Source organism: Streptomyces sp. TLI_146, from assembly GCF_002846415.1.
Taxonomy (GTDB): domain Bacteria; phylum Actinomycetota; class Actinomycetes; order Streptomycetales; family Streptomycetaceae; genus Streptomyces.
The window spans coordinates 6,373,017-6,393,223 of the sequence record NZ_PJMX01000001.1; the positions used below are offsets into that span (position 1 = coordinate 6,373,017).

Consider the following 20,207-nt stretch of genomic DNA (forward strand, 5'->3'; position numbering starts at 1 on the left):
GGGCCGGCGAGGCTGGCGGGATCGGTGAGACCGACGGGTCGAGCGGGGCCGGTGGGCCGCTGGGCAGCGAGGCGTCCGGATTTCGCAAGGTCGCCCGGGTCGTACTGCTCGATCCGCAGGACCGCATTCTGCTGATGCACGGCTACGAACCGGACAATCCCGACGACACCTGGTGGTTCACCCCCGGCGGAGGCGTGGAGGGCGACGAGACCCGGGCCGAGGCGGCCCTGCGCGAGCTGGCCGAGGAGACCGGGATCACGGACGTGCAGCTGGGGCCCGTGCTGTGGCGCCGGATGTGCTCGTTCCCCTTCGACGGCCGCCGCTGGGATCAGGACGAGTGGTACTTCCTGGCCCGAACCACCCAGACCGAGGCCGCGCCGACCGGCCTCACCGAGCTGGAACGACGCAGTACCACGGGGCTGAGGTGGTGGACCTCCGCCGAACTGTCGGCGGCCCGTGAGACGGTGTACCCGACCAGACTCGCCGAGCTGCTGCGCACGCTGCTCGACGAGGGTCCTCCGCGTGCGCCGGTGGTCCTGGCTCCGGAAATCGTCTAGAGGCCCGGGGGGCTGACGCACAATAGGGGGACGCACGGCTGAAGGGGAACATGCCATGAGCGCCGAGGACCTCGAAAAGTACGAGACCGAGATGGAGCTGAAGCTCTACCGGGAGTACCGCGACGTCGTCGGTCTGTTCAAATACGTGATCGAGACCGAGCGGCGTTTCTACCTCACCAACGACTACGAGATGCAGGTGCACTCGGTCCAGGGTGAGGTGTTCTTCGAGGTGTCGATGGCGGACGCCTGGGTCTGGGACATGTACAGGCCGGCCCGCTTCGTGAAGCAGGTCCGCGTTCTCACGTTCAAGGACGTGAATATCGAGGAGCTCAACAAGAGCGATCTGGAGCTCCCGGGGGGCTGATCCGCCGCGTTCGCGGTGTCGGCAGGGGGCAATCGCGGCCACCGATTTCGCCGCGCCCACGACGTACGTCCTCTGTGCGTACGTCAGTCGTGCGTACCCCCACCGTGCTCACATCCACCGTGTGGGTGACCGAGTTATCCACAACAGCCCGGCTGTCCACCAAGATCCACTCGCTGGCGGCGATTGCGTGACAGTCGGTGCCGGAGGTGGTGCCGAAATGAACGCACGAGGAGCACTCGGGCAGTACGGCGAAGACGTGGCGGCCAGACTGCTGGCCGACGCCGGAATGACAGTGGTCGCCCGCAACTGGCGCGGCGGCAGGACCGGAGAGATCGACATCGTCGCCCACGACGGCGACGTACTGGTGATCTGCGAGGTCAAGACCCGCAGAGCGGGCCCGTTCGAACACCCCATGGCGGCCGTCACCCCCGCCAAGGCCGAGCGGCTCAGACACCTCGCCGAGCGCTGGCTCGCCGACCACGGAGGACCGCCGGGCGGCGGCGTCCGCATCGACGTCGTCGGCGTCGTCCTGCCCCAGCGCGGCGCACCCCGCGCCGAGCACGTGCGGGGGGTGGCGTAAATGGGATTCGCCCGCACCTGCTCCGTGGCACTCGTCGGCGTCGAAGGCGTCGTCGTGGAAGTCCAGGCCGACCTCGAACCGGGCGTCGCCGCCTTCACCCTCGTCGGCCTGCCCGACAAGAGCGGCAGCGGCTTCGACCTCGCCGTTGCCTGCGCGGTCCTCGGCGCAGCCGAACGCATCGACCCCAGAGAACTCGCCGACCTCGTGATGATCGGCGAACTCGGACTCGACGGCCGGGTGCGCCCCGTGCGCGGCATCCTGCCCGCCGTCCTCGCCGCCGCCGAAGCCGGATACGAACAGGTCGTCGTCCCCGAACAGACCGCCGCCGAAGCGTCCCTGGTCCCCGGCATCTCCGTCCTCGGCGTACGGAGCCTGCGCCAGCTCATCGCCGTCCTCACCGACGAACCCGTACCCGAAGAAGAACCCGACCAAGAAGGCAGGCCCGACGCCATGCTCGCCGGACTGGTCGTCCCCGGCGCCGGCGTCGGCACCGGCCTCTCCATCGACGCCGACACCAGCCCGCACGACCTCGCCGACGTCGCCGGACAGCACACCGCCCGCACCGCCCTGGAAGTCGCCGCGGCCGGCGGCCACCACCTCATGCTGTACGGACCGCCCGGCGCCGGCAAAACCATGCTGGCCGAACGGCTCCCCGGCATCCTGCCGCCCCTCACCCGCCAGGAATCCCTCGAAGTCACCGCGATCCACTCGGTCGCAGGAATCCTGCCCCCGGGCAAACCCCTCGTCCACAAAGCCCCCTACTGCGCACCCCACCACTCGGCGACCATGCAGTCCCTCGTCGGCGGAGGCAACGGCCTGCCACGGCCGGGAGCCGTCTCACTCGCCCACAGAGGCGTCCTCTTCCTGGACGATGCGACTGACGGGCTATGCACCCTTCAGGCCAGACGCATCACCAGGGGGCGTCAGGTGGGTGTGTAAGCCAGCGTACGTCCGCTCCCGACGTGGGAGTCAGACCTGCCAGCGCCAAAGCCCGCTAAGAGGCACGTAGGCCTTCGCCCAGGAACGTGAAGGAGGCCCGGCCAGGTCGGAACTCTCGGCTACCCGGTCAGTCACCAGGCCCTCGGACGGCATGAAGACGAACCCCCGCACGAACTGGGTCGTGACCGCTCGACGGTGAAGCTGAAGATTTCGGTTCTATTCGATACAAGCCGGGCTTTTGCACCTAATGGTTGACTTAGCGTGGCAGTGCTGTGTCATTCGTCAAAGCCCTCAGCTGGAGCAGGCGGCTGGACGAGCACTGTGCGGTCTGCGAGGTACCAGGTGTGGAGACCACCAACCGATGATCTATACGCCGTGCTGCGGGTGCCGAAAGATGCGGACAAGGCTGCTCTCCGCAAGGCCTTCCGTATCCGCATGCGGCAGATCCACCCAGACCATCGTCCGCCCGAGGACGCCCGGACGGCCAACCAGGAGATGATCCTGCTCAACCTGGCGTACGAGACGTTGGCGGACCCCAGCAAGCGGGCTGCCCACGACCTCGACCGCCGAGCAGCCGGCACTGCCAAGCGCGAGGAGCGGCGCGAGCCACCTCCACCCCGGCCACCACGGGTCGTCGTGGTCAAGCCTCAGGTGGTGGACTTCGGGTCGGTTGCCGCTGGTGAGGTACCGCCCGACCGGGTCGTCACCGTCAGCCTCAGCGACGGCTCGACCATTCGCTACGCGTGGGTGCTGGAGCCCAGTGGGGACTTCTGGGAGATAGTCGAGCAGCAGCCGTTCCGCGACGTCCCCGCGGTGAGGCTGCGACTCCGAGCCCGGCCGCTGTCAGCGCACGACGTGCTGGGCCCCCGCGAAGACCGACTCCGGCTGGTGGTCGACGACCTCATCGTGCTGGTGCCGGTCTGCATCACCGTGGTGGAACCGGCTCCACCACCGCCACCTCCACCGAGACCTCGGCCGCCGCGACGCCCGGCCCCTCCGCCGCCACGACGGACGCCACCGCCGAAGCCGCTCGCGCCTCGACTGACGCTTGAGAACTGGCGCAACTTCCGGCTGACGTGCCTGGGCTTGTTCCTGCTCCTCAGCCTTCTGTTGCTGTTGGGCGCCATCTTGTTCAGCGGCCTCTACGCCCTGCTGCACGCGGCCCCCTGAGGCGTTGCCACTAAACCCCGACGACGGCCCAATTCCACCGCCAGGCGGTTACCTGTTCTGCGTACTGGAAGGCCGCCTCGGCCCTCGGCGAACGCCTCCGCCGCACGGCGTTCATGCCAACGAGAGTGGCGACTGTTACTTCTTTCCCAGCCCTTTTCTGGCGCTGGCAGATTAGAGCCCGGATTTTCTGCTCAGCGCAGCAGCCTATTTCGTCAGAGCCGATCCATGCTATTGCATTTTGCAACCATTTATGTTATATTCGCTAAAGTCCTTTGAAGCTTTAGCGCTCATTTCTGCTGCGTGTTGAGATCGGCCTCCTGCACCCAAGCCACTTGGTGCTAGGAGGCCGATCTCAACAGCTATTGAGGCCATAGCGATGCAACAGGCATCAGCATGGATAAGCAGCGGCAGAGAAGAGCTCACCATGAGTCGCAAGAGGCCCGTGTTCACCGTTCCCGAGGTCCGGTTCACTGCTCCCGAGGTCCAGCTACGCCAGTTCCACCTCTGGAACCACCGGGAGGGACTGGGCTTCTCCAAAGCCCAGATTGCCACCGTCGAACCGGCCATCCCGCCGGCTCCGGCCAGCCCGTTGGTCGTGCGGGTACTGTGCTGGACCCTGGATAACCTCTCATCCAGCCTTGACGCCAAGCTGAAGCTAATCTGCGAGGTGTACGGGGACGATAGGACCGACATCTCGGACAGCTTCAAAACCGGCCCCGACCACCTGTGGCAGGTCGATGGCGCTCCAGCGTTCCAGCCCCATCGCCTGTGGTGGGAGATCATCGACCTTGGTTCGGTCCGAGACACCGCCCCGGACCAGGTGGACCCCGAAATCGCAGCCGGCCTCCAGGTCTTCGACCTCGCCAGCCAGTGCCCGGACTACCTGAAGCGCCACAACGGCCGGGACATCCCTTATCTGGATGTTCCCGGTCTGTATCTCAAGGGCCTGGACAAGTCGAGACTGTACGTTCCGTACTTCGAGGGCTCTTCGGACCGCAGCGTCTACGTGAACACCGGCTGGGCCGACGACGCCTACTCAGACACTGCCCAGGCGGTGGTGGTGAGGGAGGGCTAGCGCTTGATCCTTGGAGCCTTGGTTTCATGACCCCGGAAGACACTTGTCTTTCGGGGTCTTTTTCTAGCCGGAGCTGCCCGGCCATCCTCCATGAAAGGTCGCGACACAGTCGCGGCCCTTTTCAATCCCTGGTCTCGCTTGTGGAAGTGCGCTTACGTCTGCGGCTAGGTCTGCGCCTCGGAGGTCGCTCAGCCTCAGTGCTCGTGGTGCTCTCAATGACCGGTTTCGAGTTGTCCCTCTCTTCCTTGTCTTGTTCTGGGGCATGCGGCTTCGGCTTACTCTGATAGGCAATGGACGGCATCTGCAATCCGCCCGGGTAGTCGTCAAATAGCAACATGAATCCGAGGTATGTGTTCGGGACCGGTTTTCGGAAGGTTGCACGGTAGCTGCCATCCTGCAATGGTTTAATTCTCGTCATCTCGGAGTCGGCGCGGTGATAACGGGGCCGATCCCTCTTGTTCATGAAAGCCCACACCGATGCCGGTTGGGGCTCATTTGGAAGAATAACCTGGAGGGTCAAGCGATCGTATGGTTCCGATGGTTGGATTAGTACCGCATTCTCAAGTAGCTGCTGGGGCCGGAAGACTCTCCTGTATCCCAAGGTTCTTGATTGGCCATACTTGGACTTAGGGAATATTATTTTTACCACGCCGTCGTCAGGGGACGCCGTAATTCGTACTCGGCAGTTTCCGTGCGTCGGCACGTACATGCTTCCAGAGTCGGGTGACCAAGCGCCTATCAATTCGCCTTTCTCCAGTATCCAAGTGCGTTTACTGGAGTTAGGCCTCAAGGTTCTGGTTATATCCATGTGTCGAACTGCTAGTCGGAAATCCTGCCAGAAGGTCCCGTATACAAGGTCATTTCCATCATTCTCTTCCATGAACAGCGTAAGCTCAATTTGTTCCGTGGACCCTCTGGCGCCGACCGCCTCTAGTTCGATAAGTTGTTTAGCGAGAATCCTCATGAGGTCAAGTTCTGGGCAGGGTATGCCCTCCGTTTCGCAGTATGTTTTTTCGCTGCAGTTCAGCCTTAGGATCGACTTAGCCTTGGCGCGTCGCTTCTTCGCGGTGTCAAGATCTTTATCGTGTCGGAGATTGAAGCTACTAATGATTGCCTCAGTCAGTCGGTCGATAGTCACCCTGACTCGCTTCTTGCGACCGGTTAGTAGATTCTGTGCATAAGTTAGGCTATAGACGCCGTCGAAAATTGCCTCTTCAACGGCGTCCCGCCATATCTCGACTTCGTCGTAATTGCGAGTGACACGATCTCGTACGAGCGATAGCTCCCTGATGCAGCCGAAATCTTCTGGATCCGTTACCTCTTCGAGGCCCTTTCCCAGGAGCCTTCTGAGTTCCTGCTGGAGGTCTGCGATGTCAGGCAATCCGTCAGAGGTGTTCGTGTCCATGACAGGCCTCCCTTCGAGCTGCCGGCCACAGCCAGCGCACCGCCCAGGCGACGTCCGCTGATCTTACAGCGGCGTTACATCGACCATTCCTGCATCTAGGGAGACCGGCCGCACTCTGGAGGTCATCCGGGTCCGACGGGCCCACCGAGCAAGGAAGGGTGTGGTCCAGATGGATGCACCGAACGAACAGCTATGGCGAAGGGGAGTCATGGGAGCGTTCCTCTACGCCGTGGCGGATATCAAGATCCGCCACTTCTTCCTGCGGACGATCGCCGTGGGTTACCCCGACGCTGTGTTCCGTGAGCTGGATGAGATCGAGGCGAAGTGCTTCAAATTGCTCCGCATGATCAACCAGATCAACAAGGAACTGGCATGAGTAGCGCATCCCCTGAGAACAACGGTATGCCCGGGCCCTCTGGTCCGCGACTCTGGTCGGCCGGCGCCCGACGAGCAGCGACGCATGCCGCGCAGCACATTCCGTCTACGATCCGTCTCGTCGAGACCATGATCAAGAACGGTGGCCGCCGCTTCCAGCGGCGAATCCAGCTCTACATCGCGCAGATAGAAGTTGATCTGCGCTTCCTCCGCATAGTCGCCCAGGGCGACCAGGAAGTTGAAAGTGTCGTTGATGCCCTGGAGGAAGAGGCCTGCTGGCTGAGGCACTGGGCCGACCAGTGCGGCGACTGGGGGGAAGCCGCGTGAGCGCCCTCGCCCCCCAGGGGAACAACCGGCCGGAGCGTCGCCCGCGGACCCGCGCGGAGAAGCATGAGCTTCGCATGGCTGAGCTCCGCGCCGACGTCGCCCACATCAACGCCCGGACGGCAGCGGAAGTGGCACTCATCCGAGCTGCGGGTCGGGCTCAGCTCCACCTGGAGCGGGCTCGGTTCACGCGCATGCTCACCCGTGAGGTGGCCGAGCAGTACGAGGCCATGCATCACGAGATCGCCCGCATCCAGGAGCGCAACCCCGACGACCTGGGCCTGGCTCTCGGCCTCGCCGAGATTCTGGACGACGGCCAACAGGCAATGCGCAGCGTTATTCACGACCACATCCGCGACGGTGGGAGGCTCTCGTGAATGTCTTCGGCGACATCATCTCGTGGATCTTCGCCAGTCCTCTAAACTTCCTCATCACTCTGGCCGGCCTGATCGTTCTGGCCCACCTGCTTTCGGACTGGCCGGACTTCTCGTCTAGCAGCCGGCGGTCCGAGCGCCGGGCCGAGCGACTCGCCGCGATGGCGGCTGTCCGAGACGCGACGTACAACGCAACCCGCCGTGCAGCTGAAGTCCGGCAGCACGTGACCCGCGAACTAGCCGAGGCTGGTCGGCTCGCCCGACGTCGTCGGGCCGAGGCCCGTCAGCAAGCCGCGAAGACCATCGAGAAGGCGCGCAAGCTCGCGTGGCTCTTCGAGGAGGTCAAGGAACCTCCTCGTGGCAGGGGCCGTAAGTGAGTGGCCAGCCGAGCCGGTGGACCACTGTCCTGGTCCTCCTGATCGTCGCCATGGTGGTGGCACGGTCGCTGGTGGCGGCCCTCGCGCCAGTACTGCCCTGGCTCGTCATCGCGCTCGTCGGTGGCGGAGTACTGAGCGTGGTTGTGCTGCTGCTTGTCCGCCGCACGAGTCGTTGGTAGGCGCCTTGGACGACATCGCCGACTGGGTCCGCCGGTCTCGGGCCGCCCAAGGGCTCCCCGAGAAAGTGCTCGACCCGGCAACCGTCGCCAGGCTGGCAGAGCTTGTGCACCTGGCACTGGAGACAGAGCAGACTCGCCGCTCTGAGCGATCCGGACGAAAACCCGGGCATCTCCCGCCCACGAGGGCATGCGGATGCGCCGCATCCCACCAGGACGGCGGCGACCGTCACTGACGCCACGCCCCCGCGTCGGAGCAGGTCCTTTGCTTCGGCGCTTTTTCATCCGTCATACAGGAGAGGCGTTGAACACTCCCGCTGGGATTGATCGCAGTCGCCGTACGTACCTCGTGCTCTTCCCTCATGATCTCCACCGCGATGCGGTACTCGCCGTCCTCCGAGCCCTGTACGGCCCTCTGCGTCTGTCGCTCCTGGGCGGGGACAGCACGGTCGCCCTGGAGGTCTACGCCGACGTACGCGGTATCCGCTACTACTTCACCGTGGCGGGCGCGACAGACGGTGTGGAGAACATGCTCCAGACCCACCTGGCCGGCGCTACCGTGACGCCGGTTGACGGCACCGACGACATCATGGCCACGACGCTTTGGTCACGAGTCGTAGAGGTCGGAACATCCAACGCCCACGTGCCGCTGCGGATCGCCTCGCCAGCAGCAGTCACGGCTGGCCTGCTCAGCTGCTTTACGAGCCTGAGCGGCAACGAAGCCCTCGGGCAGCAATGGATCATCACGGCGGCTCGGTCGCAGGGTGCGACCCCCAACCGAAGGTGGACCCAACGACCCATCGACGAGGCGGCGCACAAGCAGAAGAACGCCGAACCGGTCTTCCTCGCGGTCGGCCGCATGGCAGCTCGTGGGCTTGGTGCGAAGGCTCTCCTTGGTCGGCTCCAGGCGCACTACAGCAGTCTGCGCACACACGGCGTGAGGGTGAAGAAGCGGCGGTTCGTGCGGTCAGCGACCGCTCGCCAGCGCCTTCAGGCCAGGTCGAACCCGCTGGTCTACCCCGCCACTCTCAACGCGGCTGAGCTGGCCGCGGTCATCGGCTGGCCGTTCGGCTCGCCCCAGGTCGCCGGTCTGGCACTCGGCCACTCGCGCCGGCTGGCCCCGAGCTACTCCCTGCCCCGGCAAGGGCTGGTCATCGGGACGTCGAACTTCCCCGGTGACATCCGGCCCCTGGCCATCGCCGCCGAGGACCGGGCTGCCCACACCCTGATCGTCGGCCCGACCGGTACCGGCAAGAGCACCTTGATCGAGAACCTGATCACCGCCGACATCCAGGCCGGCGCGGGCCTGGCCTACATCGACCCCAAGGGCGACTCCGTCCGGCGCATCCTCGACGCCATACCGCGTGAGCGCCTGGCCGACGTCTTGCTGTTCGACGTCACCGACCTTGAGCGGCCCATCGGCTTCAACGTGCTGGCTGGAGACCGCGCCGACCGGGTGGCCGGTCAGCTCATGCTGGTCTTCGACAAGCTCTTCGGCCTGTCGATCAACACCCCTCGCGCCTATGACGTGTTGCGCAACACCCTCATGACGCTGGCCGAGTGCGGCTACACCGTGATCGAGGTGCCGCTCGCCCTTCTGCCTGGTCCCCGAGGCCAGGCCTTCCGCGACACCCTGACCGGCCAGCTGCGGAACCCCGAACTGTTGGACTTCTGGCAGTGGTTCGACAACCTCAGCACCCGTGAGCAGGCCGAGACCGGAGCGCCCATCACCCGCCGACTGCGTCCTTTGCTCCTCTACCCCGAACTGCGGGCGACGTTCGGCCAGGTCCAGTCTGGCCTCGACTTGGCGGCGGCCGTAGCGGCGCGCAAGATCGTGCTCATTCCGCTCAACAGCGCGCAGCTCCACGAGGAAGCCGCCCTCGTCGGCACGCTGTGTCTGAACGCGCTGTGGAACGTCATCCAGGTCACCGAGCGAGCCGAGAACTTCGCCTTGTACGTCGATGAGTTCCGCGACCTGATCAACCTGCCGATCTCCTTCGGCGACATGCTCGCCAAGGCCCGCGGCCACCGCCTCCCGATCACTGTGGCCACCCAGGACGTCAGCCGTCTGACCGACGGCATGCGCAAGGACGTCATGAACAATGCCCGGACGAAGATCTTCTTCCAACCGGCGGCTTCCGATCTGGCCTTGTTGGCCCAGGAACTGGGCGGCACGGCGACCGCGGCCGACCTGGCCCACCTGGGCCCGCGCGAGATCATCGCTCGCATCTATGTCGATGGCGTGGCGACACCGCCGGTCACCGGCCGGACCCACCCGCCGCCCGCACCTGTCGGGCTAGGACAGGCCGCCCAGAGCGCTTCTCGCTCGCGCTACGGACGGCCCCGAGCCGAGGTCGAGGCAGAGATCGACGAGCGGCTGAGGCTGGCGACACGGCGGGTAGGTCGTACGACCGGGACCGCTCCGGAGCCGACGCCACCAGAGCAGATCGGCTGGGAGGAGTGGGAGCTGTGAGCATCACGCGGAAGTACCTCAACCAGCTGGCGCCGCAGCTGAGCCCGCGAGACCTCGCCATCATCTCCGAGGTCGGTCGATTCAAGATCATGACCGGCGGCCAGGTGGAGCGGCTGTTCTTCGCTGACTGCTCGGACACCAGCCGGGCCCGGAACCGTCAGGCGGTGTTGCGCCGGCTGACCGAGCACCGTGTTCTCGCCCGGGTTGGAGAGCGGCGGGTCGGCGGTGCCCAGCGTGGCTCGGCCTCGTTTCTGTACACCCTCGATGTCGCTGGTCAGCACCTGAGCCAGGGCACCAGCACGCGACCGCGGCGGCCGTACTCCTGGTACGAGCCGACGATCGGGCACTTCCTCGGTGTCGCCGAGCTGTACGTCGTGCTCCGAGAGGCCGACCAGTCCGGGCTGTTCTCGCTGCTCAACTTCCAGACCGAACCGTACTGCTGGCGCACCTTTGGCCAGCGCACCCTCAAGCCCGACGCCTTCACGCAGGTCGGCATCGTCACGGCCGATGGCCGGCGGCGTAAAGGCAGCTTCTTCATCGAGGTGGACCGGGCCAACCAGTACGGCGCGAAGATCGAGACGAAGGTGCCACAGTACGTGGCGTACTACCAGCATGACCGTCTTGCCCAGCCCGAGAGAGCCTTCCCGCGCATCGTCTTCCTGGTCCCGGACCAGCAGCGCGCCGAGTACCTCAGCCGACTCGTCCAGAGCCGGCCGGAGGTTCGTCAGCTCTTCTCCGTTGGGCTGCTGGAGGACCCGATAGCGGCTCTCTTGCGGTTTTAGGATCGCCATGTTGAGCACACGCCTGAGCTGCCAGCGAGACCGTAGACCGTAGACAGGCTGCTTCACCAGGGCCGCCATTCAGTCTCTTTCGGCAAGCAAGCCCGCCGGCGAAACGTCCGCCAAGCGTATGAGCACTGCAAGACTGAGATCGGCGGAGCCTCCGACCGGCCATGCCAGGCCGAGGGCCTGACCTCACTCGGCTTCGTGACCACCACCAAGCTCTGACCTCGACCAGCGCCCACCCGACCGGATTGTCAGACTCTGCGGCCACTGGACACCATTAGGGACCAGGAAACTGTCCGAGCACCCCCACTACGTCCCCGCCTGGGCGCCCACCGTCGGGCCGGGCTGGGCCACCCTGCTCGACCGACTCGTCCTTGTCTCTGTTCAGATCAGTCTCATGAGATCTGTGGTTCAGACTCGATCCATTGTTGCGGTACGAGACAGGTGAAACACAAGGGCAGTTACTTCCTCGCCTTTCTCAGCCGAAGGCCACCGCATGAGACAGTCTCTTAGTGATCAAGCCAGTCGAGGTGATCGCCAATGGCAAGCGCCAGATGAGGATATTGAGCCAAGGCGTAGTGGCACATGCATTCGATGAGCGAAGAGCTCCAGCCTGGCACCCCTCGCGCTTCCTGCGACAAGCTGAACGCCGACATGACGAAGCCATGCAAACTGGTGGTCTCTCCGCCAGTTTGCGTATTTTTAGAACCACGGCTTGACGTTCCCGACGCCACAAGGGACGGTTCCTAGATGACGACAAGGGGCGGGAAGGTCTCCAGTTAGCGGAAGCGCGTCGAGCGATAAACTGCAGCAGGCAAAGGGACCCATCATGTGGCCTCAGCGGAACCGCGGAAGCCTCCGCATATCGGCCACCATCGTGGCCCTATTCGTCACCTTCAGTCTCGCGCTGGGCGCTTGCAGCAGTGGAAGTCACCAGCCGAAAGGCCTTACCGCCACGGTAGGGAGTAAAGGTGGCACGATTAGCGGCCAGGCCGGTGCCCAGAGCGTCACGATTACGGTTCCGCCCGGCGGGGCAGACGACAATACAGAAATCACGTTCCAAGATCGCCACCAGGTCAATACCGATGCCACCGACGGACAGCTCGGCATTGCCAGACTGGGTACTCCGGTAGAAGTGACCACAACCCGAGGTCGCCTTGCGCAGGGTCGCGTCACCCTGTCGTACAACCCCAAGCAGCTCCCGCCAGGTAGTACAGCCTCCCAGATCGGCATCCTGGTCTTCGATCCCAAGCTGGGTGCTTGGTTTCCGCTACTCGACTCGCGCGTTGATAGTGCCGCCCACCGCGTCACCGGCACCGCACCGCATTTCTCCCTCTTCAAGACCTACGTCATCGCTCCGGGGAAGCGACTCCTTCACATCGCCGGCCGTGGCATCCAGATGGCAGTCGACGCCACCACCAGTGTTCTGAGTTACTTCCAAAAGCTCATTACCGTCACGGCATCCACCATCGTTGAAGACCTCTTTGCCGTACCGCCAAAGCTCAAGTGCGATAAGCCAAGCGCAGTTGTCACCGCTAGCACCCACACCGCCGTCGGTGATGGCCGGTTCCACGCCTGCACCGATGGCGATGGAAAAGACATCACTCTTAACATGGTCAACGGGGTGGGTTATCCACTCCGTCTCGACCGACTTCCGCAAGGCGTCACAGTCAGCATTAAAGATGCACTTGGCAGCGGCGATACCGTCAGTGTAATCCGCAACCTGTATTACATGACCCAGGGGCAGAAGGTGATCGCCGGCGCCAAGCAGGGAAGTGTCACTGTCAATGACAAAATGACCAGAACTGCCAATCTGCACGGGCACATGGATGGCACTGCTGTCGCCTTCGACATGATGTTGGGCACTCTTCTGGTCTTCATGCCAGCCCTCAGCGCCGACAAGTCATGGCTTGAAGGCATTGTGCAGAACATCGCTGTATCTCAAACTTCCAAGACCGGTGGTTCCGGTCTCGCCAAGGCCGCCCAAACCGCCACTCACACCGCCACTAGCACTCCAGCGAAATCCGAAGGGCAGCCTGACCGGGCTGCGGAACTCGGCAACGTGCTCGCAGCAGGCGACTGCATCCTTGACTCGAAGGATGCACTCGCCTCCGACGGCTCTCCCGGCGACCGCTTCAAGTCGGCCGTCAAGGCTGCTCAAACCTGCGGAAAGCTCGTTCTCGCCCAGTTCAATACCACCGCCCTGATCCCCGCTCTCCTGGACAGCCTCAAGCTCGTCCCGGAGATCGTCCAGGCTCAACTCGCCGGTATCAGTAATGTCTTCACTGGCGGCAAGTACAAACTGACCAGCGTCTACGTTGATCTGACCCGATTCGACGCCGCCGCTGCACTAAAGGCAAATTTTCAGGGCGAATGGTACGCTCACCGGCGCCTGATCACGATCGATGAAAACGGAGCCGGCACCCTCAACTGGGGCCCCTATTGGAACTATCGCGACCCCAGCAGCGCCCCGGCTTGCACCAAGGCTAAACATGGATGTGAGATGAGTTTCCAACTCACTGTCACCCCAGCTGGCGCCACAGCCCGCATTACCGCCTCCAATTCGCCACAGGACTGGCGAGTAGGCCAAGTAGTCGGTGTCCTTAGCCAGCCCAGCACCGACACCATAATCTTCGATACTGCCAACAATATTGACGATGCAGGAATTGGTGGCACCAACCAATTCTGTGGACCCCGCTCCAACCACCAGTGTGGCGCCTAAGTACTGAGCGAGTCCCACCAGGAAACGACCAACTTCCGGATATGTCGATGGGCTAGCCGGGAAAGAACACCACGGCCTACCTCCCGAGCCCCGACGGCACGCCCGGAGGCTCGAAGACGCCTGTCCCCGATAGGGCCGTCGGTTGCCCACCTAGTGACTGGCTCCAGAAACCCTGCGCTTGCCGCCCGGCGGGATACTCCCTACGCGCCGGCCTACGCATCGGCCTACGTGTCGAACGGGACCATCAGGGCGCTGAGCTGCACCAACGGCTGATTCTTCCTCGGATAACCTCCGGTCCTCCTGCTAACTACTCGCCGATCGTCAGCCAGTCGTCGCCTATGCCGTCAAGGTCGTTCGTCCGTCCCTTCCACTGCTAGCTCTCGGGTACGGGCGCTCCACCGTGACGGCGTCTCCTACTGGCCCGTATCGGTCTCGTAGTTAGCAGGAGGACCGACCCATCGTGAAACGTTACGTCGATATGGAAACCGGCGAGGTTATCGATGTGGTGAGCTTCCAAGCAATGCAGGCACGGCGAGTGATGCAATCCCGGCCACTGCGTGAACTGCGTGAGTCTCAGGCCAAGCCGCAAGCCTGGAGCACGTGGGCGATGAAGCTGGTCCGACACTTCGCAGCGCTGCTGGTGCTTGCCGCGGTGCTCGGATTCATTCTCCTGAGTCGCTAACTACGGCACATAAATCTAAGGAGGATTCCACCATGGAAACTACCTACCCCTGCAACATCAATGAAGTCGAGGCATCGGTGCTGGTGCCCGTCTGGTATCACTGCGACGGCAATGGTAAGCCAACAAGCATGACGAGTGACCGGGAAGACCTGGTTGAATGGGCATCGGAGCACGGCGACGTCGAAGATTACTTCTGCCCTTGCGGCCAGATGTTTGAGTCCTGGTCAGAGGTCATGGACCATGTGAGTTCGCCACAGGCTATGGCGGTGGCACGGTGATGTACCGAGAGCCACGACTTGCCAAGGCTGAGCGACTACAGGGCCGGGCGGACAACCGGGGGAGAAGGGCGGCTGCATCTCATGATGCGGCCGCCGCTACATTTGCGCGTCGGAGCTGCAGTCCTGCGGAGGGGATGTAGTCGAACACCACCCAGTCCGCGACGTCTCAGTGGTGAGGCTGCGACTCCGAGTCCGGCCGCTGTCACCGCACGATGGGCGGGGTCGCCGTCACGACCAACGACGCTGCCCCGGACTGGCGCTCGCCAACTGGCGCGACTTCCGAGAGGTCAGGCTGCTCTTCACGTATTCCGGCCCCGGGGTATCTGTTCGGCCAGTATGGTCTTCTCTGTGACGCTCCTGAATTGGCTACAGTTCGCTTCTGCTTGCACTGCAGTAGCACTGGTTTCCTTCGTGCTTACCAAGTTTGTTAATTTGTTCCTCTTTGCAACCCATCAGCCGCCACCGAGCCGTCGGCGCCCCGACATCCGAGTCTTTTCCCGGGGTAGTCGGGCGGTATTTAGCCGGAAGGGCCTCGTTTCCAACCTCCGCCTTAGCTGTCGAACCTTTGGCATCCACTTTTCTATATCGGGCGCGAAGTTGAATGCTATGGCCCTTGACGGGTACTGGATGTCTGAGTTGGTTCCTCTCGCAGGTATTGTGTCCGCGTTCCTCCTCCCAATCTCGGCCTTTGTGTGGTCAACTCATTCCGCTGTGCCCTTCGTTCGAGAGGCGTACGAGGCGCATTTTCATAGGCTCGCAGACAGAGAATCCTTCTATACGGCAATCGCCCTCTATGTATTTGCAATCCTATGGTGGCCTCTTGAGCTCAAGCGTGTGCGGTCGTTCCTGGCGGCGGTGGGGCATCGAAGGGCCTTCTACGAATGTTGCAAATGTGTAGTGCTGTGCCTCGATGTCCAAGAGCAGCGGTCCTCTATTTTGTTGGTCGATCGGGGTGTATATCGAATCGGCAGGACGCTTATCCAGTTCAGTAAAAGTGAAACGCGCAGAGGCGGTACTGCTCGGCAGAGGGAGCTTTTTGAGCATGCGGTTCGGGTGGAATTAGCTCTCGATGAGTGCGTGGGGCGAGTGCTGAAAGAGGGTGTCAGTGAACTGCCTAATTTGGTCGCCATGCTTATGAGGATCCTAGAGCGTCTTGCGGCAGGTCGACTGCTCGCTCTGCTGGACGATAACCAGCTACCTGTTTATACTCCACCGTCTGCAGAAGAGCTTGAAGAAGAGACGACAAAGGGTGATCGTCGAATCGTGCTGTGGGGGGCTACTGCTGCGGCTGCTGCTGCCGGGGTAACGATCTCACTTGGTGTCCCTGTTGGGGCTGTGGTGCCTGCGGCATTGATCTTCCTTATGGGCCCCGCCGTCCTATGGGGCAGCAAAAAGATCGGAAACCCCAAAGACCTTATGGATGCAATGCGACAGGGGGTAACCCAGCCCCAGGAGTCGCAGGGGAGTGCAGCAGCCCCCGACGTTACGCCGGCAAGTGGTGGGAATGTTCCCCCAACGAGAACATCAAACCCCTGAACACACCTTCCTCGGCCGCCGCTAGGCGTTCGCAAAGGCTGTCGCTAATTCGCCCGAAGGTCCCAGGGTCAGCGCGTCGAAACCACCCTCCCAAAGCCCACGCGTACCAGATGTGGGGCCACAAGATCATTGACTTTTTGGCCCTGCCGTGCTATAATTGATGGGTGAAGTTGCAATGTGCATACTTGCGCTTCGCGTAACCGCCACTAAATTCGCCTGGGCGGATTTTTGTGGCCAAGGGGGGTGGATGCTTCGTGAAGCACCACGCAATCTCTGGCCCGTCTCGGCCGTAAGTGTCTCTTATTCGCTGCCTCCGTACACTGGAGGCCGTCCATGAGCGACACGACAACGCTCGTCGCAAGCGCCGCGCTCTTCAGCGCCACCATCGCAATTATTCTCATCTTGCGCTTTCGCGACCAGCTCACCCGAGACGCTGCCCGAGTCACGTACCGGCTCGGCTTTCCACGTGACCTGACCATTGGGCAGGTGACGGCCTTCCTCCACGCCCTGACCCGGCTGCGGCCGGCTCGCGGTTGGCTCTTTGGCCGCGACAGCGTCGTGTTCGAGTCGGTCGGCTGGCCCGGCCGCATTGAGCACCGGCTCCGGCTGCCCAAGCACCAGGCCGACGTGTTGCTGCGCCAGTTGCGCGGCATCGTGCCCAACCTGCGCACGACCCCCATTGAAAATCCGGCCCTGCCCACAGCGGGCTGGTTGCGGCGTATTCGCCTCACCACCACAGCGCGTCCCCTGCGCACCGACCAGCCGGAAGGCTTTGCCGTCGCGTTGCTCAGCACGCTCCAGCCACTGGCCCGGGACGAGCTACTGCTCTACCAACTGGTGGTCTATCCCGTTCGGACACCGCAGCTGCCGGTCGCCCGGCGGCCCAGTTCCGGTCTTGCTGTCCTGCCACCGTGGTTGCACCGAGTCGGCCAGCTGCTGACCGCCGCGCCACCAGCACCGTTGGACAAGCAGGCTGCGGCTGACTTCAAGGCCAAGATTGCCGAACCCTGGTTCGGCGTCATCGGCACGGTCGGAGCTACGGCAGCTGACCGTCCGCGAGCCCACTTCCTGGTGGGCCGGCTCATGGCCACGCTGCATCAGCTGGACTACAACGGCGCCGCGCTCGTACCGCGCTGGCTGCCTCGCCGGGCTGCCGACTGGCTGGCCCAGGCCGCGACCGGCACCGGTGTAGCGCCTGTTCACGTCAACGCCCAGGAAGCCGCCACGCTGCTTGGTTGGCCACTGGCCGGTCCAACCGTGCCGGGGTTGCGACTGAGTGGTGGCCGGTCGTTCCCACCGGTTCCCGAGCTGCCCACCCGCGGCCGTGTCCTCGGTACCGCCACCTACGAGGGTCTGCAACGACCGGTCGCAATCTCGCCGATCGACGGCCTGATGCACCAGCTGGTGACCGGCCCTACGGGCTCCGGCAAGTCGACGCTGCTGCTCAACCAGCTGACCCAGGACATTCAAGCTGGCCGTGGTGTCATCTTGCTCGACCCCGGTGGCGACCTGGCCCGCGACGTGGCCGATCGCATTCCCGAGGCACGCATCGGTGACCTGATCTACCTCGACGCCGCTGACAACCGGCCCGTGGGCATCAACCCGCTGGCCTGCGCCCCAGAGGACGCCGAACTGGTGGCCGACCAGGTCATGGACCTCATCAAGGCCAACGCCGACAGCTGGGGGCCACGCCTGGAGGAAGTCCTCAAGGCTGCGCTGGTGCTGTTGGCAGCGACCCCCGGTATGACGCTGGTCGAGCTACCGGCCGTCCTGACCGACGAGGTCTTCCGCGCCTCACTGCTGGCCCGCCTCGATCCCGCCTTCGCTCCGACTGTGGGAGCCTTCTTCGCCCGCTTCAACAGCTGGAGCGAAGGTGAACGCGGACAAGCTGTCTCGGCCGTCATCAACAAGATCTCACCGCTGACCGACCGGCGGCAGCTACGCGCCATGCTCGGCCAGGCCCAGCCTGCCTGGACCATGCGAGAGGTCATGGAGCAGCACAAGATCCTGCTCGTGGCCCTGCCCTCCGGCCTGGCGGGCTCCTACGCCGTCGACCTGCTCGGTGGCCTGTTGGTCAGCATGGTCTGGAACGCCGCTATGCGACGAGCGGCGGTCACGCGTGACCAGCGTCAGGCAACGTTCCTCTACATCGATGAAGCTGGCCGCTTCCTGCGCAGCGGTGCCGACCTGACCGACATGTTGGCCCGGGCCCGCGGTCACTTCCTTGGCATCATTGCGGCCCTCCAGCACATCACTCAGGTACCGCCCAACCTGCGGGCCGCCCTGCTCAGCGAGGCCCGGACCAAGGTCGTGCTCCAGCCCGGTGCTGACGATGCCGCGACGCTGGCCCGTGCCCTCGGCCCGCTGGTGAAACCGGAAGACCTGCTGACCCTGGAGCCCCGCTCCGCCGTGGCGGCCGTCGTCACCGGTGGCCAAGTCAGTCCACCCGTCACCATCGCGACCAACCCACCGCCCGAACCATCTGGCTGGGGCCCAACGGCCCGCGCGGCTTCCCGACTGGCTTACGGCCGCGACCGAGCTGCCGTCGAGCAAGAGATCGCCGATCGCCGCCAGGCCAGCCGACCTCGAAGCGGTGCTCGCGGAGCCCGACCCGCCGCGTGAGCCCGTCATTAGACCTGTCGCCATATGGCAGGAGTTCCACGGGTGTTTTCCCTGCTCAGACCGCCTTTTTGACCCATCCGCGTGTATGAATCTCTACCCCTTCCCGTACACATCTTTTTGAAAGGAGCCCTACCGCCATGCCTCCGCCCACCCGTCCCTTCACCGGTGGCCGCCTCGCCCAGTTGGCCGTCGACCTGACCGCCCGGGAACGCCAGTTCCTCGCCGAACTCGCCACCCTGCACGTCGCCACGACAGCCCAGCTTGGCCGTCTCGTCTTCGGTGACTGCAAGCCGGCCACGACCGCTCGGCTGGGCCAGCGGCACGCTGAACGCCTGGTCCGGTTCCACCTGATCCAGCGCCACGCCAACCGCTCCCGCGACCGCAAGGTTGGGGCACCGGGGTACGTGTTCACGCTGACTGACGCCGGTTGGGCTCTCAGCGGGGCTGACACCGCCGCCCGCCAACGCCAGCGCCGCAGCTGGCTACCGTCCGACGCCTTCCTCGCCCACCGGCTGGCGATCTCGGAGCTGTACGTCCGCCTGAGAGAGCAGGGCCGCGATGGCGGCCCGACGCTGCGGGAGTTCAAGGCCGAGCCTGACAGCTGGCGGCGCTACCTCGGCCTGGGCGACGAGCCCCTGGTGGCCAAACCAGACGCCGTGGTGCGCCTGGTGACTGGTGGCCTGGAGCTGTCCTGGTTCGTGGAGATCGACCGCGGCACCGAAGGCCAACGCCACATCGCCGACAAGTGCGACGCCTACCGCCGCTTCGAACTCTCCGGCGTCGAGCAGCAGCGCTTCGGCATCTTCCCCGGCGTCATCTTCATCGTCCCGACCGGCGCCCGTCGCCAGGCGGTCCAGCGCGTCATCGACCGGCAGACGGCAGCGGCTCGCGGCTTGTTCGTCGTCACCACGGAAGCCGACATGCTGACCGCCCTTGCGTCACCCATCACCTAAATCCGCACAACCGAATACGTCCAGCTCGAATCAACGAACGTGAAAGGAAACCGGTAGATGACCACATCAGCAAAGCGAGAAGCGCTCCTGGGCGCGACCGACATCATCGCGTACTACTACGGCGAGAAGACCGTGTGCCCGGACTGCACCAAAGACCTGGCTGCTCCCTACTACCTCATCGACAGTCCGGAAAGCTTCAGCACGGAGCAGGTGCTCGATGAGGCCGCCAAGACGGTCGGGATCAACCGCCACGACGAAGACAGCTACACGTCGTACGAGTTCCCCAAGGTCCTCTACCCCGATGACCTGGCTGACGGCGAGCACTGCTTCGTCTGCGCCCGCCCGCTGTGACCGTAGTGGCAGACGTCCACCTGACCAGCCGCCGAGGGCTTCCCGGCTGGTCGGGCGGGCGCCTGCCCGAAGGGCCCTGAGCGCTGAGC

Annotated in this window: 20 protein-coding genes and 1 pseudogene; 20 read left to right on the forward strand and 1 reads right to left on the reverse strand. The window is 64.0% G+C overall.

Translation table 11 applies throughout. The features are described 5' to 3' along the window. Window positions 1-59: 59 nt before the first annotated feature. The 6 genes and pseudogenes from BX283_RS28600 (at window position 60) to BX283_RS28625 (ending at window position 4,685) form a co-directional block, all read left to right on the forward strand. The gene (locus BX283_RS28600) at window positions 60-557 is read left to right on the forward strand and encodes an NUDIX hydrolase (RefSeq protein ID WP_101392621.1); all 498 of its coding nucleotides are present in this window, start codon (window positions 60-62) and stop codon (window positions 555-557) included. Window positions 558-612: 55 nt separating this feature from the next. After that, on the forward strand, window positions 613-921 hold the full coding sequence (locus BX283_RS28605) for a DUF2469 domain-containing protein (protein WP_003965949.1): 309 nt from the start codon (window positions 613-615) through the stop codon (window positions 919-921). Between the two features lie 187 nt (window positions 922-1,108). Further along, entirely contained in the window at window positions 1,109-1,501 is a 393-nt protein-coding gene (locus BX283_RS28610) for a YraN family protein (protein ID WP_101390359.1), read from the forward strand. Beyond that, window positions 1,502-2,383, forward strand: a pseudogene (locus BX283_RS28615) (ATP-binding protein); the annotation flags it as partial. A 432-nt stretch (window positions 2,384-2,815) separates the two neighbouring features. Then, complete coding sequence (locus tag BX283_RS28620) at window positions 2,816-3,610, forward strand: J domain-containing protein (RefSeq protein ID WP_180357276.1); 795 nt, start codon at window positions 2,816-2,818, stop codon at window positions 3,608-3,610. A 424-nt stretch (window positions 3,611-4,034) separates the two neighbouring features. Then, window positions 4,035-4,685: a hypothetical protein gene (locus BX283_RS28625; protein WP_143676465.1), complete on the forward strand. Its 651-nt coding sequence runs from the start codon at window positions 4,035-4,037 to the stop codon at window positions 4,683-4,685. 121 nt (window positions 4,686-4,806) lie between these two features. Here the strand turns inward: BX283_RS28625 and BX283_RS40110 are convergent, their stop codons facing one another. After that, entirely contained in the window at window positions 4,807-6,090 is a 1,284-nt protein-coding gene (locus tag BX283_RS40110) for a hypothetical protein (protein WP_143676467.1), read from the reverse strand. A 169-nt stretch (window positions 6,091-6,259) separates the two neighbouring features. Here BX283_RS40110 and BX283_RS40115 point away from each other — a divergent pair, with 169 nt between their 5' ends. The 14 genes from BX283_RS40115 (at window position 6,260) to BX283_RS28680 (ending at window position 20,118) form a co-directional block, all read left to right on the forward strand. Beyond that, window positions 6,260-6,466, forward strand: coding sequence for a hypothetical protein (locus BX283_RS40115; protein ID WP_143676468.1), 207 nt, complete (start codon window positions 6,260-6,262; stop codon window positions 6,464-6,466). A 128-nt stretch (window positions 6,467-6,594) separates the two neighbouring features. After that, the gene (locus BX283_RS28630; protein WP_101390362.1) at window positions 6,595-6,792 is read left to right on the forward strand and encodes a hypothetical protein; all 198 of its coding nucleotides are present in this window, start codon (window positions 6,595-6,597) and stop codon (window positions 6,790-6,792) included. A gap of 74 nt (window positions 6,793-6,866) precedes the next feature. Further along, entirely contained in the window at window positions 6,867-7,166 is a 300-nt protein-coding gene (locus BX283_RS28635; protein WP_101390363.1) for a hypothetical protein, read from the forward strand. Then, a complete protein-coding gene (locus BX283_RS28640) occupies window positions 7,163-7,540 on the forward strand; it encodes a hypothetical protein (RefSeq protein WP_101390364.1) in 378 nt (125 codons plus the stop codon). The genes BX283_RS28635 and BX283_RS28640 overlap by 4 nt, the downstream gene beginning before the upstream one ends. Beyond that, window positions 7,537-7,719 carry a hypothetical protein gene (locus BX283_RS28645; protein WP_101390365.1) on the forward strand — a complete coding sequence of 61 codons (183 nt, stop codon included), beginning with the start codon at window positions 7,537-7,539 and terminating at the stop codon, window positions 7,717-7,719. Before BX283_RS28640 ends, BX283_RS28645 begins: the two co-directional genes overlap by 4 nt. Before the next feature lie 301 nt (window positions 7,720-8,020). Then, on the forward strand, window positions 8,021-10,189 hold the full coding sequence (locus BX283_RS28650; protein WP_180357277.1) for a type IV secretory system conjugative DNA transfer family protein: 2,169 nt from the start codon (window positions 8,021-8,023) through the stop codon (window positions 10,187-10,189). Beyond that, window positions 10,186-10,971 (forward strand): replication-relaxation family protein, encoded by a 786-nt coding sequence (locus tag BX283_RS28655; RefSeq protein WP_101390367.1) that lies wholly within the window; start codon window positions 10,186-10,188, stop codon window positions 10,969-10,971. Before BX283_RS28650 ends, BX283_RS28655 begins: the two co-directional genes overlap by 4 nt. 880 nt (window positions 10,972-11,851) lie before the next feature. Further along, entirely contained in the window at window positions 11,852-13,696 is a 1,845-nt protein-coding gene (locus BX283_RS40120) for a hypothetical protein (protein ID WP_143676470.1), read from the forward strand. 460 nt (window positions 13,697-14,156) lie between these two features. After that, the gene (locus BX283_RS28665; RefSeq protein ID WP_143676472.1) at window positions 14,157-14,378 is read left to right on the forward strand and encodes a hypothetical protein; all 222 of its coding nucleotides are present in this window, start codon (window positions 14,157-14,159) and stop codon (window positions 14,376-14,378) included. Window positions 14,379-14,410: 32 nt separating this feature from the next. Further along, a complete protein-coding gene (locus BX283_RS40125; RefSeq protein WP_143676474.1) occupies window positions 14,411-14,656 on the forward strand; it encodes a hypothetical protein in 246 nt (81 codons plus the stop codon). A 606-nt stretch (window positions 14,657-15,262) separates the two neighbouring features. After that, complete coding sequence (locus tag BX283_RS40130) at window positions 15,263-16,192, forward strand: hypothetical protein (RefSeq protein ID WP_143676475.1); 930 nt, start codon at window positions 15,263-15,265, stop codon at window positions 16,190-16,192. Between the two features lie 333 nt (window positions 16,193-16,525). After that, complete coding sequence (locus BX283_RS28670) at window positions 16,526-18,814, forward strand: type IV secretory system conjugative DNA transfer family protein (protein ID WP_101390369.1); 2,289 nt, start codon at window positions 16,526-16,528, stop codon at window positions 18,812-18,814. 137 nt (window positions 18,815-18,951) lie between these two features. After that, window positions 18,952-19,767, forward strand: coding sequence for a replication-relaxation family protein (locus BX283_RS28675; RefSeq protein ID WP_101390370.1), 816 nt, complete (start codon window positions 18,952-18,954; stop codon window positions 19,765-19,767). Between the two features lie 57 nt (window positions 19,768-19,824). After that, a complete protein-coding gene (locus BX283_RS28680) occupies window positions 19,825-20,118 on the forward strand; it encodes a hypothetical protein (RefSeq protein ID WP_101390371.1) in 294 nt (97 codons plus the stop codon). The last annotated feature ends 89 nt before the right edge of the window (window positions 20,119-20,207 follow it).